The following is a 15,572-nucleotide window of genomic DNA, read 5'->3' as shown; positions in this document are numbered from 1 at the left end:
GCCTTCGCATCAGGTCTTTACCAAGCGCCCACGTTCGGCATCGAAGCCCAGGGTTCCGCCGGTTCGAGGCGGCCGTCCTGCAGCAGTTCCACCGAAATGCCGTCGGGCGTACGCACGAAAGCCATGTGACCGTCGCGCGGGGGACGGTTGATCGTCACGCCGGCATCCGCCAGCGTCTGACAGGTGGCGTAGATATCGTCGACCTGGAAGGCGAGATGGCCGAAGTTGCGCCCGCCGGTATATTCCTCGAACGAACCATCCTCGGCCGGCCAGTTGTAGGTCAGTTCGACTTCCGATTCCTCGCCCGGCACGGCCAGGTAGATCAGCGTGAAACGCCCCTGCTCGCTGGAAAAGCGGCGCGTTTCCTTCAGGCCGATCAGTTCGAAGAAGGCGATCGTCGCGTCGGGATCGGTCACGCGGATCATGGTGTGGAGGTACTTGGTCACGGGATGTCCTTTGGAAGAGAGCGGCGCGCCTCTGCGGCGTCTACGCCGCATTACGATAGACCAGACCGCGGCCGCCACTCCACCATGTTCTCGCAATTGCAGCGTACGGACGCGAAAAACCCGCCCGGAAATGCTCCGGGCGGGTCCTCCTGCAAATATTGTGTTGGATCAGAACGAAGCGGTCAGCGTGCCGACGACGGCATCGTTGGTGTAGCTGTCGATGCTGGGACCGCTGACGCCGATGTAGCTGACGCCCACCGAGAGCGGGCCATAGACGGTCATCGAAGCGCCGATCGAGTAGTCGATGCCGGTCTTGTCGCCATTGCAGGTGTAGCAGGGCGCCAGCACGCCGTCGGTGTAGCCGAGGTGGCCCGAAACGGTGACCGGGGTGTTCGGAATGGCGACGTCGACATTGCCGTAAACGTAGAGGTTGTCGTGGTGGTAGCCGTCGATGGTCAGAAGGCCCTTCTGCTTCCACGCATAGGCAACACCCGCCTTGAGCTTGGCCGGTCCGACCGAATAGGCCAGCGATGCGTATGGTTCCCAATAGTTGGCATCGCCCACGTGGCCGCTGGGATAGGCGTAGTACAGCATGCCAGCGTCAAGCGTCAGACCGCTGCTGCCAAGGCCGCCGGTCCAGCCCGCGATCAGGTCCAGTTCCTGATCGCCATAGAGGTCACCGCCATGGATCGAGGACGACCAGGTGCTGACGTAGACGCCGCTCTTGTGCGAAACGGTGATGCCGCCCTGGATGGCCGGATCGCCGTTCGAAAGCGAGACGCCGCGGAAGCGATAGTCGGTGGTGAGCGCAACGTTGCCGGTGACGGTGAAGTCCTTGGGAGCGTCAGCTTCATCAGCGAAGGCGGGGGTCGCTGCGAGCGCGGAGCCCGCAAGAAGGGTCGCGGCGATAACGCCACGGACGGACATAACCATGTTCATTCCCTCACAAATTCTTCTTGGTGCTTCGTTCCCACCTGCGCTTTTCGCCGCGTCCTCGTTTTGGGACAGCGTGCATCAGCACAATAATGCTGCATCGCACCAAGAGGGCGCACAAGGAAAATTTCACAAAAGCAACAATCGGGAAACGAAGTGTGGGCTTTTTGCCACTCGCACTTGCAGCGCAGCCCGCTTGCCCAGGGTTCGGGCGCGGCGTATACCGGCGGGCATAGAATGCTTGCCAAGCTCAAAAATCTTGTCGCCCGTCCCGCCAGACAATGGACGCCCAAGCTGCCATCAGGTCAGCGCGTCTATGCCGTGGGGGACATTCATGGCCGGCTCGACCTCTTCGAGGGACTCATCGCCGCGATCGAGCGCGACGACGCCAGTCGGGGTGAGGCCATCACCAACGTCATCCTGTTGGGCGACCTGATCGACCGGGGGCCTGCCAGCGCCGGCGTGATCGACCGGGCGCGGCGCTGGTCGCACGAACGCCGCGTGGAATTCGTCCAGGGCAATCACGAGGAAATGCTGCTGGTCGCCACGCGCAAGCTGGACGCATTCCGCAGCTTCCTGAAGTACGGCGGGCGCGAGACGATCATATCTTATGGCGTCGACCCCGGCTTCGTGATGGCCGCCGAACCGGAAGAGCTGCAACTGGCGATGCTGGACGCCATCCCGCAGGACGATTTGGACTTCGTGGACGGGTTCGAGAAGATGGTGCGCATCGGCGACTATCTGTTCGTGCATGCCGGGGTGCGCCCGGACACCCCGCTGGATCACCAGTTGGGGCACGACTGCCGTTGGATCCGCGAACCGTTCCTGACGCATGGCGGGGACTTCGGAGCCGTGATCGTGCATGGCCACACGATCACGCAGCAGCCGGAAATCCGCGCCAATCGCATCGGCATCGACACCGGCGCCTACGTCCACGGCACATTGACCGCGATCGGGCTGGAAGGCGAAAATCGCTGGTTCATCCAGGCGTGCGAAACGGCCGACGGCATTGCCATCCAGGTCGCCGCTCAGGATCGAAACGCACCGGGGAGCCTGTAAGCCGGGTTCTGTACCTGGCGTGGTCTCCCAAACAGAGGGACCTTACGCCGCGGTGGCAGCCATTCCTCTAGGCGACGCATTGCTGCGCCGCTCAAGCGACCAACCCGGGCTGCCTGGGTCCGAAACAGACCCGCCATTCAAGATGGCGCGCAGCCCCTATTCGGTCTTGCTCCGGGTGGGGTTTGCCTTGCCGCTTGCCGTTACCGGTAGCGCGGTGCGCTCTTACCGCACCCTTTCACCCTTACCTAACGGGTTGCCCCGGTCGGCGGTCTGCTCTCTGTGGCACTTTCCCTAAGCTTCGCCGGGCCTGAAAACCCGACTCGCCCGGCGGGCATTACCCGCCACCCTTGTTTCGTGGAGCCCGGACTTTCCTCGCGCGTCCGAAGACGCCCGCGGCTGCCCGGCTCCCCGGTGCGGGCGGTCACCTAGCACGACCGGTGTCGCGCTCCAACAGGAGTTCGAAGAGAATTCCGCCGATTTCACCGTCGATCACGCCATCGATGATCTCGGGCCGCCAACGGCGCTGGAACGCGCTGACTGCGGCGCGGCCATCCGCGATATCATAGCCGAACCGTTCCAGCGCCAGATAGAAGGCGCCGGGATTGTCGTAGAACAGGTTCATCTTGGCCGGCGGGATTTCCAGCGCCAGCCCCAGATCGCCCAGCCGCGCCCAGTCGAAATATTCGCCCGGATCCAGCTTGCGCGTGGGTGCGATGTCCGAATGGCCGACCACGTTCGCGCGCGGGATATCGTGCCGGTCCATGATGTCGGCCAGCAGCGGCAGCAACGCATCCATCTGCGGTTCGGGAAACGGCCGATAGCCCCATTCGTGGCCGGGATTGACCAGTTCGATCCCGATCGAGGCGGAATTCACGTCGGTAACCCCGCGCCAGTAGGATCGGCCGGCATGCCACGCCCGCTTGTCCTCGGGCACGAGCGAGGTGACCACGCCCTCCTCGTCTATCATGTAGTGCGCGGAGACTTCGGCCGCTGGATCGCACATGCGCTCCAGCGCTTCGTCGGCGCTTTTCATGCCGGTGTAATGGAGCACCACCATCGACACCGGCAGCTTGCGCTCGTTGCAGTTGGGCGATTGGACGATTTTGTTGACCAACCAGCGGTTCATCGTCCCATCGGCTCCATCAGATGCCCGGCAGGACCGCGCCGAGCACCAGCGCGTCGTCACCCAAGGCATATTGCAGGCGGCCGCCCAGGCTTTGCGCAAGCTGCTGGATCATCGCCGCCGGCGCGGTGCGGCTCGACAAGTCGCCTTCCGGCAGCGCGCCTTCCAGCGCACGGCCGACGTCGCGGTCGAAGGCGATGCGCGGGCCTGCCGCGCGCACCACGATCTCGCTGGTGCCGCAAGTGAGTTGGTCAGGACGGAGTTCGGCGGCGATATCCAGCGTGCCGCCACGCGGCAGCGCCTCGATACCGATCAGCGCGAAATTGAGCAGCGTCTTGATCGCCGGCTTGGGCATCGTATCGCTGCCCAGCGACCAGTTGACCACGATCCGCGCATTGTTGACGATCAGCGCGTCGACCAGCGCCCGCGCCTCCGTAACCGGCACCATATCACCGAAACCACCCGCCGCGCCGAAGGCCAGGCGGAAGAACTTCAGCTTGTCCGCCGAAATCCGCGCGCTCTGGTCGAGCAGTTCGAAGCAGCGCTGGCGCATCTCCGGATCCTTCTCGTCCGACAGCAGCTCAAGCCCGTTCGACAACGCGCCCACCGGGCTCAACATATCGTGACAGAGGCGCGAACAGAGGAGACTGGCAAGTTCGATCGCACTGGTGCTCATATTCGCGGAAACTTCCATGCTTTCAGGTGGCCAACAGATAAGTGGCGATCAGGATTTGGCAACCCGCGCCGCATCAGCAGAATCTATAGGAGAATCCGGATGATTCCCGCCGATGACATCGCAGATTATTGGTGAAAAACCATTCCCGCTATCGCGCCAGAATGCAACACGCCCGTCGCCGATGATCGCCCAAATCCGCAAATCGCCGGTGGAATGTTCGCGATCCACGGCGGAAGGTATGGGCTGCCCCCCAGGGTGCGAATGATAGTAGCCCAGAATCTGCGGTCCGCCGGCCCGCGCTGCGCGGTGCGCGGCCAGCAGTGCAGCGGGATCGATCTCGAAATGGCGGGTGCGTTCCGGAGCGACATTGGCGGCAGGAACGGCAGATTCGATGCGCCCTTCCCGTCCCAGCAGCAGCCCGCAGCACTCCTCCGGAAAAATACGTGACGCCTCATCCAGCAAAGCGGTCACAACTGCCCTTGTCACTTCGACATTCATCCCCAAATCGTACAGACAATGGGGGTCATGGAAAACATCATTGAAGGTACGATCGGGGAGGCCGGTGGCCGCCTCGACAAGGCGCTTGCAGAGGCCAGCGGCCTTTCGCGCGAACGGATCAAGGCGCTGATGGGCGAAGGCCGTGTCACGCTTTCGGGCAAGCCGGCCGCGCAAGCCTCGCTCAAGGTCGAACCCGGTACGCCTTTCGCCATCGCCGTGCCGGCAGCCATTCCCGCCGAGGCCATCGCTCAGGACATTCCGCTGAACGTCGTGTTCGAAGACGAATACCTGATCATCGTAGACAAGCCGTCCGGCCTTGTCGTCCATCCCGCTGCCGGCAATCTGGACGGCACGCTGGTCAATGCCCTGCTCCATCACTGTCGCGGCCAGCTTTCGGGAATCGGCGGCGTGGCGCGGCCCGGCATCGTCCACCGCATCGACAAGGATACGTCCGGCCTTCTCGTGGTCGCCAAGACAGATCGCGCCCACGAAGGGCTGGCCGTCCAGTTCGCAGACCACTCGATCGAGCGCGCCTATCGCGCCATCGTCGCCGGAAAACCGATTCCTGTCAGCGGCACTGTAACCGGATCCATCGGCCGTTCGAATACCAACCGAAAGAAGATGGCACTGGTCGAAGAAGGCAGGGGCAAACACGCCGTGACTCATTATCGCACGATCGAAGCGCTCAAAGGCGCCACGCTCGTGGAATGTCGCCTCGAAACGGGAAGAACGCATCAAGTACGCGTTCACATGTCGTCAATCGGGCATTCGCTATTGGGGGATCCAGTATATGGACGTACACCCCCTGCGATTCGCCCGGTCGTTCAACGACTCGGATTTCACCGCCAAGCGCTTCACGCAGCGGAACTTGGCTTCGTCCACCCCGTTACCGGGGAGACAGTCCGATTTTCCAGCCCCTTGCCCGACGACATGCGGGCCCTGATCGACGAACTGCGTCAGTGAAATCGGATTAACATGCTATCTTATAAAGGTGGCCCCAAGCTAAGATGCCTGCATAGGGTCTTCGACCGCGGGCCGACCGGAAAGGACGGATGACAGTGAGCACCAAGCAACGCAATCTCCCGGCTGTTCCGACGCTGGGCAGCGAGCAGAGCCTAAATCGCTATCTCTCCGAGATCCGCAAGTTCCCCATACTTGCGCCGGAGCAGGAATACATGCTCGCCAAGCGCTACAAGGAACACGAGGATCCCGAAGCAGCTGCACAGCTGGTAACCAGCCATCTTCGCCTCGTCGCGAAGATCGCGATGGGCTACCGTGGCTATGGCCTGCCCGTTTCCGAACTGATCTCCGAAGGCAACATCGGCCTTATGCAGGGGGTCAAGAAGTTCGAGCCGGATCGGGGCTTCCGCCTTGCCACTTATGCTATGTGGTGGATCAAGGCGTCGATTCAAGAGTTCATTCTGCGCTCGTGGTCGCTCGTGAAGATGGGCACCACCGCGGGCCAGAAGAAGCTGTTCTTCAACTTGCGCCGCATGAAGAAGAACCTCGACGCTTACGAGGACACCGACCTGCATCCGGACGATGTCGCCACGATCGCGACCACGCTCGGCGTGTCGCAGCAGGAAGTGGTGAACATGAACCGGCGCATGATGATGGGCGGCGATGCATCGCTGAACGTCTCCCTGCGCGAGGAAGGCGAAGGCCAGTGGATGGACATCCTTGCGGATGACCGCCCGCTGCAGGACGAAACCGTGGCCGAGGCCCAGGAATCGACCGTTCGCCACGACATGCTTGTCGAGGCGATGGAATCGCTGAACGATCGCGAACGCGACATTCTGACCGAACGTCGCCTGACCGACGACCCGAAGACGCTCGAGGAATTGAGCCAGGTCTACAAGGTCAGCCGCGAACGCGTGCGCCAGATCGAGGTTCGCGCCTTCGAAAAGCTGCAGAAGGCGATGAACCGCATCGCCTTGGACAAGAAGCTGGTCCCGGCGGTTTAAACTTCACGGGAATGCTGAAAGATTGGCCGGGTCGTCCATCGGGACGGCCCGGTCTTTTTTGGGCGAGAGGCCCTTGCCGTCGGCACAATCATATTAGCGCGGACGCAACCGGTCGGCATAACACCCCGTCGCCCCCGCGCAGGCGGGGGCCCGCCTAAGGGGGATGACGGACTAATTAGAGCACAATAGCGGCGTGTCCGAACTGGAGCCCCTCACGCCGGCCCGAAGCGCTGCGCCAGATTCACCGTGCTCCGCTTGCCCAGATGCTCAACGCACGTCTCGCACCAGTGCTTGGCCGCCGCCTGACCGGCATCATGCAGCTTGAGCAACAAGTGGCGCACCGGCAGCAGCTTGGTCTGCGCCGGCATCGCCGCCAGCGTCGCTTCGTCATGGATTTCGTGCAGGCGCAGGCGCTCCACTTGCGCGACCAGACCGTCTCTGGCGCCCGCTTTCGTCCGTGCCCGCCCGATCGCGTGCTGCAGTAGAACCAATCCCTGCAATTCCTTCCGCATCGACTGGTTGAAGCCGATCTCCGTCAGCCGGTCGATGATGGCGGCCGCATTGCGCGGGGTTTCGGAACGCACCTGGGTATTGACGGTAATCAGCAGCAGATCGTCGTTGGCGCTTTCCTGTACCAGTGGAACCAGGGGCGGATTGGCGCTGTAGCCGCCGTCCCAATAGTCCTTCCCGTCGATCGTGACCGGCGGGAAATAGAGCGGCAGGCAGGCCGAGGCCAACAGGGCATCAGCGGTCAGATCCGCGTTGCGAAACAACCGCAAGGCGCCGGAGCGGGCATTGGTGGCGGAGATGAACAGAGGCGGCGCGCCTTCGCTGCGGATGGCAGCGAAGTCGACGTGCTTCTCGATCACCTTGCGCAGGATTTCCTGCATCTCGCGGCCCAGCTCCGGGGAGGCATGGGCCATTCCCACGTCCCCGAAAACGGTCGACCACCACGATGAGAGTGCGCGGGAGGTCTGCGGAAACGCCTCGATCATCGGGATCAGCGGCCCCGCTTCGCGGCCGGAACGGTTGAGTTCCTTCCAGAAGTTGCGCAGTCTGTCCCGCGCCTCCGCACGCCCGCCGGAAACCAGGCCCGAAACCAGCACCGCGGCATTCATGGCCCCGGCGCTTGCCCCGCTCAACGCGCCGGGAATCAGGCGCTCATCCTGCAACAGCCCATCGAGCACGCCCCAGGTGAAGGCGCCATGAGCGCCTCCCCCCTGAAGCGCCAGGTCCAGGCGATGTACGTGCTTGTCCTCGGAAAACATAGCCATGCCGCCATTGCTGCGCTGCAGCATGCAGTGATAGCACCGGCGGCCGGATGGTTCCAGCAATCAGCCCGGTTTCAGGCGTGCGGCGCGTTCAGCGTCGCAAACGTCTGTGCATAGCGGCCTTCCGCTTCGGCGTTGCGCAGGAAGCCAAGGCGCTGCACGCCGATCAGTTCGGGCGTCGGCACTTGCGCGAACAGGCTCATGACCTCGTCGATGAAATCGCCCAACGGCATGTACCCTTCGCGCGTGGATTGCCCCGGCGTCAGTTCGGTCTGCACCGCCGGGGGAGCGAGTTCGATCACTTCCACGGTGCCAGCCAGCGCGAAACGCAGCGAATCGGTCCACGAATGGATCGCTGCCTTGGTCGCCGAATAGACCGCCGCCGCCACCAGCGGCACGAAGGCAAGGCCCGAACTGACATTGACGATGGCCGCATCGGGCTGGCTCGACAGATGTGCGATCAGGGCATCGGTCAGCCGGATCGGCCCCAGCAGATTGGTCGTCACACAAGCCTCAGCCCGCGACAGGTCGCGGGGGACCGAGATATCCTCCAGCGGCATGACCCCGGCATTGTTGACCAGCACGTTGAGCGCCGGGAACTTCGCCAACACATCCGCAGCAAAGGCTCGAATGGTGTCCCCATCGGTAACGTCGAGCGTCATCGGATGGATGTTGCCGCGCCCCCTGGCGGTTTCCTCAAGGCTGGCGAGCGTGCGGCCGGTAACGATCACGACGTTGCCGGCATCATGCCAACGCTGCGCAAGTTCGCGCCCGATTCCGGAACCGCCGCCGGAAAGCAGAATGGTGTTGCCGCTGGTCTTCATGGGAAACTCCTGGGTGAGAGGTTGTGAAGACAGTTGTAGCTCTATACTCTCTTTTGGAAAGCAGGCACCTGAACGTACGGTACATACCGTGAGGTAAGAAATGGAAAATCCAGGCACTACCAACTATTCGAGCATCCCCGGTGTCGACGCGCTCGTCAACGAATTGATCGGTCGCGTGGCTGACAAGTGGACCTTGCTGATCCTGGAAGCACTGGAAGAGCACGGCGAACAGCGCTTCAGTGCGCTGGCGCGACTCGTGCCGGGGATCAGCCAGAAGATGCTGACGCAAACGCTGCGGCAGATGGAGCGCGACGGATTCGTCCACCGCACCGTCCATCCAGTGATCCCGCCCCATGTCGACTATCGCCTGACACCGCTGGGGCACAGCCTGGGCGAGGCGTTTTGCGGCGTATGGCTGTGGGCAGAGGCGCATCTGGGCGACGTCGCGGCGGCACGCGACGCGTTCGACACACGCGATTGATCGCACCCCGCCTTCCCCACGCCGCCCAACCTCGCTAGGCAGCGGGTTCGACTGTCGAAATTCTCAGGGGCACTACTTCCTTGCTGCGCATTCTTGCCAAGGTCATCGTCGGGTTCGTTGCCATCAGCGTGGGAGTCACCGTGCTCTATCGCTTCGTGCCGCCGCCGGTGACGGTGACGATGCTGGTGGACGGCAATGGCATCACCAAGGACTGGCAGCCGCTCAGCCGGATCGACCGCAACATGGTGGCCGCTGCGATTGCCGGCGAAGACGGCAAGTTCTGCACGCACAACGGTTTCGATACCGACGCCATCGAAAAGGCGTTCGAACGCAATGCCGCCGGCGGCCGCATCCGCGGTGGCTCCACGATCAGCCAGCAGACCGCCAAGAACGTGTTTCTCTGGCAGGGCGAAGGCTGGACCCGCTATCTGCGCAAGGGTTTCGAGGTCTGGTTCACGTTCCTGATCGAGAACCTGTGGGACAAACGGCGGATCATGGAAGTCTACCTGAACGTCGCAGAGACCGGCATCGGCACTTATGGTGTGGAAGCAGGCGCCCAGCGCTACTACGGCAAGTCGGCGACCAGCCTGACGCCGACGGAGGCCGCCCGCATTGCCGCCGCGCTGCCCAGCCCCAAGACCCGCGACGTCAAGAACCCGTCCGGCTTCACGCGTCGCTACGGCAACATCATCGCCGCGCGCATCGGCACGGTGAAGCGCGAAGGCTTCGATTCCTGCGTCTACGACTGAGGATTTCCGGCACGCCTACTTCTCGCGGCAGCATTCTCCTGCGGGCATGAGCCCGCTCATTTCGAGCGGGCGGGCTTCTTTGCCAGATTGAGCGCGATCGCCTCTTGCACGAGCGCGGTCAGCGCCACCTCGTCCACTTCGTCACCCTCATGAAAATCGATGGCGCGGCGGGTGTTGCCATCCAGACTGGCGTTGAACAGGCCCTTGGGATCGGCCAGCGACGCCCCTTTGGCAAAGGTCAGCTTGACCGCCGCCTTGTAGGTCTCGCCCGTGGTGATGATGCCGCCGCGCGACCATACCGGCACCCCGCGCCACTTCCATTCCTCGACGATTTGCGGATCGGCCTTGAGTACGATGGCGCGCAGCCGTGCGAGCATTGCACCACGCCAGTCGTCCAGTTCCGCGATCCGTCGATCGATCAATCGCGACGCGTCGTTGTCTTCGGCCATCTCCGCCTCTCCCAATGCCTAGTGCTTTGCCACCGGCTTTACCCGCAAGGCGCTCGTAAGGCGCAACAAAAAAGGGGAGAGAACCGAAGTTCTCTCCCCTCCCCTGTTTCGCGTGACGCGATTTACTTCGATCAGAAGCCCATGATGAGCGTGGCGCTGACCGCACGAGGCGCACCGAAGTTCACGAAGGCCGAGGTCGAGGTCGGGAGCGTGTCGAGGCCGCCCGAGTACGAACCGACGTAGTATTCGTCGAACAGGTTGGTGACGTTGAGCTGGACTTCGCTGTTGGCGAGACCCAGGTTCTTCAGCTTGTAGCGCAGGTTGAGGTCCACCGTGGTGAAGCTCTTGAACTTGGCACCCGGATAGATCGTGGTCGGCGTGCCGTTGACGCTCACCGTTTCGATCTCGCCGTTGATGTCGTTCAGGTAGCGCGAACCGGTGTACTTGGCCTGCGCACCGATGCTGAAATCACCCAGATCGACCTGCGCGCGACCACCGAAGAGCCACTCGGGAGTGGCGCGTTCGGTCTTGCCCGAGGTGCGCAGATAGTAGGTGGTCGTGCCGTTGTCCGTCACGGCATAGCAGAGACCGGCGCGAGCGATGTCGCTCGTGGCGGCGCAGCTGCTGGTGACCGTGTCGTCCTGGATTTCCGACTTGATCCACGAACCGAAGACGTAGAGCGACAGCGGCTGGACCGGACGGACCGAGACGCTGGCATCGATGCCGTACTTCTTCACCGGGCCAAGGTTGGTGTCGGTGGCATTGCCGTCGATGTCATAAGCGGTGACGAGACGGTTCTTGTACTTGGTGTACCAGCCAGTCAGCGCCGCCTGAACCATCGAGCTCGAATAGCGCAGCGAAGCGTCGAAGCTGTCTGCGGTTTCCGGCACGCGGTAAGCCGCATCGCTGTCCGCCGGGAAGTAGAAGGCGTTGTACAGCGTGTCGGTGCTGGGCACCGAGAGGTTCTTCGAGTAGCTGCCGCTGATGCTCACCGACGGCGTGATCTTGTAGGTCAGGCCAACGTTGGGGAGGATCTTGTCGTAGTCGAGCTTGCGCCCCTGCGGCAGAGCCGAACCCGTTGCCTTGCCGGTCGTCGCGTTGAACGAATAGGGCTTGGCGACGATGTAGGCAGCCTGCTGGTCTTCCGGCACGCAGTCGACAAAGCCGCCCGAGCTGGTGGTGAAGCAGTTCTGGTTGAGATCACGCTTGTAGAACGGAGCGGCGACGCCGAGCAGAACCGTCAGCTTGTCCTCGAGGAACGAACCGCGGTATTCACCGGCGATCTTGTGCAGCGTGGCATACGAGTTACGGTCACGCTTCTGGAGGACGTTGCCCGCCAGGTCGGTCAGCGGATCGTTGATCGGGAAGACGTCGACAGGCTCGCCGTTCGGGTAAAGCAGGCCCGCAGCGCCGGTCTGGCGGTGATGGGCGCGGTCGAACGTGTACGACAGGCGAACGCGGTTGTTGTCGTTGATCTCGTAACCGAGGTTGGCGATCGCCAGGTAGCGGTTCGTGTTGGTCTGGCTCGGCTGGAGCAGGGTCACGCGGTCAAGCGTATCGCCGTCGCCGTTGAGATCGCGGCCGAAGTAGAACGAACCACCATAGTTGCCGGTGCCGGTGAAGCCGCCGCTGGTGTAGGCGCGCTCATAGGCGCTCGTGGTGCCGCCGCCGTTGGCCTTGGTGTACTGGTAGGCACCATCGACCGACAGGGTCAGCTTTTCGGTCAGGTGGAACAGCGAGGCAAGGCGCACGTTGCCAGTGTTCGACGGGTTGTAGCGACGTTCGAAATCGGTGCCGCAGGCATTCGGCGTATCAGCAACACCAGGACGGGCGTCGGCCAGGGTGCAGGGCGCGCCGCCGGCGACATCGTAGAAACGATCCGTCTTGTCGCCCGAGAAGGCGCTGGCGCGGAACGGCGAACCGCCGAAGTTGTTGCGGTTTTCGTTGTAGTGACCCGCGATCGAGATGAAGTCGTCACCACCCAGCGGCTGGTAGATCTTCGCGTTGTACTGCTGCTTCTCGACCTTGCCGTAGTTGGCGAAAGCGGCGCCGTTACGGGCCCACGAACCCGAAACCCAGGCCTTGGTGCCGAACGAGGTGAACTCGCCGGTTTCGATCTTGCCGAACAGACGCTGGTACGAGCGATCCGAGCCGCCCGAGCCATCGGCGACGACATCGCCGTACGACATGCTGGTCATGGCGCCGAAGTGATCGTCGGGAACCTTGGTGTTGATGTTGACGGTGCCGCCGACGGCCGAAGCGGTGGGGCTGTCAACGTCCGTCGAACCGAGGTTGACGTTGACCGTCTCGATCAGTTCGGGATCGACCTGCTGGTTGGAATAGATCGCATAGTTGCCCGAGTCGTTCAGCGGGATACCGTCGAACGTCTGCGAAATGCGGCTGGAATCGAAACCGCGGATGCTGAACGAACCACCGCTGGAACCCCAGGGGTCGTTGTTGGTGAAGCTCACGCCCGGAACGAGGTTGATCATCTCATTCACAGTCTGACCAGCACGCTGGTTCGCGATGAACTCCTTGTTGATTTCGACCTTCGCCTTGGGCGAATCCGGCGTGCGAACGCCAGTGATGTCGACGGTACGATTGCCGGTCACGACGATGGCGTTGTCGAACTCGGTCGAACCGGTCGACTGAGCAAATGCCGGCATGGCGAGGAACGCTGCGCCCACGGCCAGCGTGCTGGTCGCCGTGGAGAGAACGGTTTGAATTTTCATCTTAGCCCCCTGGAGCCTTCAGAATGGGTTGTTGCAATTTGCGGAAGGATTTGCCCCGCCACAGACTTTGCTGCGGCTGCTAAGAGCAGCGCAATATGACAAGTCTCTGACACAGTGGATTCATTTCTGAAGACGTCGCAGCAATTTTTCTGCTGTATGGCGCAATAAACACAGCCTGCCCCGATTTTTCCTTGGATTTCCGTCAATTGCCGAAACATTTCCGATTTCGCATTGCGGCATAAATGTCACGGAAAAGCGGAACGGAGTTTTCCGCAGGCCGGTCGCGAAGCCTTGAATTGCCATGACATGTTACGACATCGCTTGATGGCGACGGGCCGCTCGTGGCAATCCCCCGGTCCATGGGCGCCGCACACGAACATCACAGCCACGATCACGGCCATCACCACCATGGCCATCATCACGGGCACCATCACCACGGGCATCACCATGCCGTTCCCGGCAATGTAGGCAGGGCCTTCGCACTCGCGGTAGGGCTCAATCTGGTGTTCGTCGTGGCGGAAGTGGCGGCCGGCTTCATCAGCGACTCTATGGCATTGCTGGCCGACGCCGGGCACAACCTGTCCGACGTGTTGTCGCTGCTGCTCGCGTGGGCAGCCAGCGTGCTCGCCTCGCGGCCACCGACGGAGCGGTTCACTTACGGCTTGAAAAGCTCCTCGATCCTGGCCGCCATCGCCAATGCCGCCCTGCTCTGGGTCGCGATCGGTGCGATCCTGGTGGAAACGATCCGCCGCTTCGCCGAACCCGCCCCGGTAACCGGCACGACCATGATCGTCGTCGCCGCGATCGGCATCGCGGTCAACGCGCTTTCGGCCATGCTGTTCGCCAAGGGCAGCAAGGACGACCTCAACCTTCGTGCCGCCTTCGTGCACCTCATGGCCGATGCTGCAGTTTCGGCGGGTGTGGTGATCGCCGGCATCGTGATCGTATGGACCGGATGGGCGATGGTCGATCCGCTGGCCTCTCTGATCATCACCGCCGTCATCGCCTGGTCGAGTTGGAGCCTGCTGCGCGAATCGCTGCGCATGGGGATGATGGCCGTGCCCGAAAGCATCGACATCGCCGCAGTGCGCAGTTTCCTTGAAGAACGCCCCGGTGTCGCCCGCGTGCACGACCTTCACGTCTGGCCAATGAGCACGACCGAAACCGCGCTTACCGCACACCTGGTGATGCCGGCCGGACAGCCCGGCGACGAATTCCTGCACGGCCTTGCCCACGACCTGGACCACAAATTCAAGATCGGCCACCCGACCATCCAGATCGAGACCGAAGCTGACACCGCCTGCGCCTTGGAAAGCGAGATGGTCGTCTGAGAATCGGATTGGCCCATACCTTGGGCGGCATTTGCAGAGTGATGCACGCCCAGCCGATTCCGCGACAATAAGGTACAATAATCCCGATTGCGGCATGGCTGCCGCCAGCTAGGAATCGTGTCCATCACCGACTGGATGGACAGATCCGCAATGACACGTCGATACCCCGCCCGCCTGCTCCTCTCCGCAGCGCTTGGCTGCGCCCTGCTGCCGGGCCTTGCCCATGCCGACACCAAGAGCGACCTTGAAGCGCGCTACGCGGCCCTCAAGACCGCCATGGACACGCGCGAGCCGGACGATATCAAGCCGTTCCTCACGCCCGACTTCAAGCGCACCGATCTGGGCGGCAATTCGATGAATGCCGACGACATGATCGATCGCCTCGCCAACATTCCCGTCGACCCCAGCCGCAAGTCCACCAACACGATCCTTTCGGTGACCGTCAACGGACAGACGGCCGAAGTCGAACAGCGCCAAGACGCTTCGGGCAACCGGCAGGACCGCGATGGCCAATCGCATGTGTTCGCGATGAGCGAGCTTTCGCATGATACCTGGGTGCAGGGCGACAAGGGCTGGCTGCTCAAATCGACCGAGACCGAGCAGATGACGATCTCTCGCGACGGTCAGGTCGTGCGCACGATGAAGAAGGGCGATCCGATGCCGCCGCGCGGCCAGCGCGGCCCCGGTGGTGGCGGCATGGGTCCGCGGCCCGACGGCAACTGAAGTCTGTATCTATCCGCCTCGACCAGTCGGCCGGGGCGGCAGATGCCGGGACATCCGCTGTTCGAGCAGTTCGACCAGCGCCGGATCCATGAATGCATAGTCGTCCGGAATGTCGAGGCAGATCATCCGTTGTCCATTGAGATGGCGACGGAACCGTTGCTGCACTTTGGTGCGCTGCGCCTTTTCCATCACGACGATCACATCGGCCCAAGCGATCAGTTCACCGGTCAACGGCTCTATCGCATCGACGTTGGTTCCAGCCGAAGCCACCTCGATATCGCCCCCGGCTGGAGAATATCTGTTCCGCCGTCGG

At 62.6% G+C, this 15,572-nt stretch carries 16 protein-coding genes, 1 other RNA gene and 1 pseudogene; 7 read left to right on the top strand and 11 right to left on the bottom strand.

The annotated features are described in order from the left end of the window. Positions 1-17 precede the first annotated feature (17 nt). On the bottom strand, positions 18-446 hold the full coding sequence (locus WBP06_RS02640) for a VOC family protein (protein WP_395331588.1): 429 nt from the start codon (positions 444-446) through the stop codon (positions 18-20). Between the two features lie 168 nt (positions 447-614). Continuing rightward, a complete protein-coding gene (locus tag WBP06_RS02635; RefSeq protein WP_395331586.1) occupies positions 615-1,379 on the bottom strand; it encodes a TorF family putative porin in 765 nt (254 codons plus the stop codon). A gap of 237 nt (positions 1,380-1,616) precedes the next feature. Here WBP06_RS02635 and WBP06_RS02630 point away from each other — a divergent pair. Then, positions 1,617-2,192 (top strand): annotated as a pseudogene (locus WBP06_RS02630) (metallophosphoesterase); the annotation flags it as partial. A gap of 227 nt (positions 2,193-2,419) precedes the next feature. Here the strand turns inward: WBP06_RS02630 and rnpB are convergent. The 4 genes from rnpB to WBP06_RS02610 all read right to left on the bottom strand — a co-directional run bounded on the left by rnpB (position 2,420) and on the right by WBP06_RS02610 (position 4,735). After that, an RNA gene (gene rnpB / locus WBP06_RS02625) (RNase P RNA component class A) lies at positions 2,420-2,850 on the bottom strand. A 9-nt stretch (positions 2,851-2,859) separates the two neighbouring features. Beyond that, on the bottom strand, positions 2,860-3,564 hold the full coding sequence (locus WBP06_RS02620; RefSeq protein ID WP_395331584.1) for an N-acetylmuramoyl-L-alanine amidase: 705 nt from the start codon (positions 3,562-3,564) through the stop codon (positions 2,860-2,862). Between the two features lie 16 nt (positions 3,565-3,580). After that, positions 3,581-4,237 (bottom strand): histidine phosphotransferase family protein, encoded by a 657-nt coding sequence (locus WBP06_RS02615; protein WP_395331582.1) that lies wholly within the window; start codon positions 4,235-4,237, stop codon positions 3,581-3,583. 48 nt (positions 4,238-4,285) lie between these two features. Next, positions 4,286-4,735 (bottom strand): Mov34/MPN/PAD-1 family protein, encoded by a 450-nt coding sequence (locus WBP06_RS02610; RefSeq protein ID WP_395331580.1) that lies wholly within the window; start codon positions 4,733-4,735, stop codon positions 4,286-4,288. An 18-nt stretch (positions 4,736-4,753) separates the two neighbouring features. Here WBP06_RS02610 and WBP06_RS02605 point away from each other — a divergent pair, with 18 nt between their 5' ends. Together WBP06_RS02605 and rpoH are read left to right on the top strand one after the other, a co-directional pair. Next, the gene (locus WBP06_RS02605) at positions 4,754-5,698 is read left to right on the top strand and encodes an RluA family pseudouridine synthase (RefSeq protein ID WP_395331578.1); all 945 of its coding nucleotides are present in this window, start codon (positions 4,754-4,756) and stop codon (positions 5,696-5,698) included. Between the two features lie 89 nt (positions 5,699-5,787). Further along, on the top strand, positions 5,788-6,699 hold the full coding sequence (gene rpoH, locus WBP06_RS02600) for an RNA polymerase sigma factor RpoH (RefSeq protein WP_395331576.1): 912 nt from the start codon (positions 5,788-5,790) through the stop codon (positions 6,697-6,699). Between the two features lie 212 nt (positions 6,700-6,911). Here rpoH and WBP06_RS02595 read toward each other — a convergent pair whose 3' ends face one another. Further along, complete coding sequence (locus WBP06_RS02595; RefSeq protein ID WP_395331574.1) at positions 6,912-7,973, bottom strand: patatin-like phospholipase family protein; 1,062 nt, start codon at positions 7,971-7,973, stop codon at positions 6,912-6,914. A 71-nt stretch (positions 7,974-8,044) separates the two neighbouring features. After that, positions 8,045-8,794 carry an SDR family oxidoreductase gene (locus WBP06_RS02590; protein ID WP_395331572.1) on the bottom strand — a complete coding sequence of 250 codons (750 nt, stop codon included), beginning with the start codon at positions 8,792-8,794 and terminating at the stop codon, positions 8,045-8,047. A gap of 100 nt (positions 8,795-8,894) precedes the next feature. Here WBP06_RS02590 and WBP06_RS02585 point away from each other — a divergent pair, with 100 nt between their 5' ends. Together WBP06_RS02585 and mtgA are read left to right on the top strand one after the other, a co-directional pair. Further along, complete coding sequence (locus WBP06_RS02585; RefSeq protein ID WP_395331570.1) at positions 8,895-9,275, top strand: winged helix-turn-helix transcriptional regulator; 381 nt, start codon at positions 8,895-8,897, stop codon at positions 9,273-9,275. A gap of 83 nt (positions 9,276-9,358) precedes the next feature. After that, complete coding sequence (gene mtgA / locus WBP06_RS02580; protein WP_395333998.1) at positions 9,359-10,024, top strand: monofunctional biosynthetic peptidoglycan transglycosylase; 666 nt, start codon at positions 9,359-9,361, stop codon at positions 10,022-10,024. Positions 10,025-10,080: 56 nt separating this feature from the next. Here the strand turns inward: mtgA and WBP06_RS02575 are convergent, their stop codons facing one another. Beyond that, positions 10,081-10,473, bottom strand: coding sequence for a DUF1801 domain-containing protein (locus WBP06_RS02575; protein WP_395331568.1), 393 nt, complete (start codon positions 10,471-10,473; stop codon positions 10,081-10,083). Between the two features lie 131 nt (positions 10,474-10,604). After that, positions 10,605-13,205, bottom strand: a complete 2,601-nt coding sequence (locus WBP06_RS02570) for a TonB-dependent receptor (RefSeq protein WP_395331566.1) — start codon at positions 13,203-13,205, stop codon at positions 10,605-10,607. Positions 13,206-13,564: 359 nt separating this feature from the next. On the opposite strand from WBP06_RS02570, the gene WBP06_RS02565 reads away from it, so the two are divergent. After that, complete coding sequence (locus WBP06_RS02565) at positions 13,565-14,536, top strand: cation diffusion facilitator family transporter (protein ID WP_395331564.1); 972 nt, start codon at positions 13,565-13,567, stop codon at positions 14,534-14,536. Positions 14,537-14,686: 150 nt separating this feature from the next. Continuing rightward, a complete protein-coding gene (locus WBP06_RS02560; RefSeq protein ID WP_395331562.1) occupies positions 14,687-15,259 on the top strand; it encodes a nuclear transport factor 2 family protein in 573 nt (190 codons plus the stop codon). Between the two features lie 9 nt (positions 15,260-15,268). Here WBP06_RS02560 and WBP06_RS02555 read toward each other — a convergent pair whose 3' ends face one another. Further along, the gene (locus tag WBP06_RS02555) at positions 15,269-15,529 is read right to left on the bottom strand and encodes a hypothetical protein (RefSeq protein WP_395331560.1); all 261 of its coding nucleotides are present in this window, start codon (positions 15,527-15,529) and stop codon (positions 15,269-15,271) included. Between the last annotated feature and the right edge of the window lie 43 nt (positions 15,530-15,572).

The organism is Novosphingobium mississippiense, assembly GCF_044029535.1.
In the GTDB taxonomy this organism is placed as follows: Bacteria; Pseudomonadota; Alphaproteobacteria; order Sphingomonadales; family Sphingomonadaceae; genus Novosphingobium.
The sequence above is the reverse complement of the archived record's forward strand: the minus strand, read 5'-3'. Positions and strand labels throughout refer to the sequence as shown.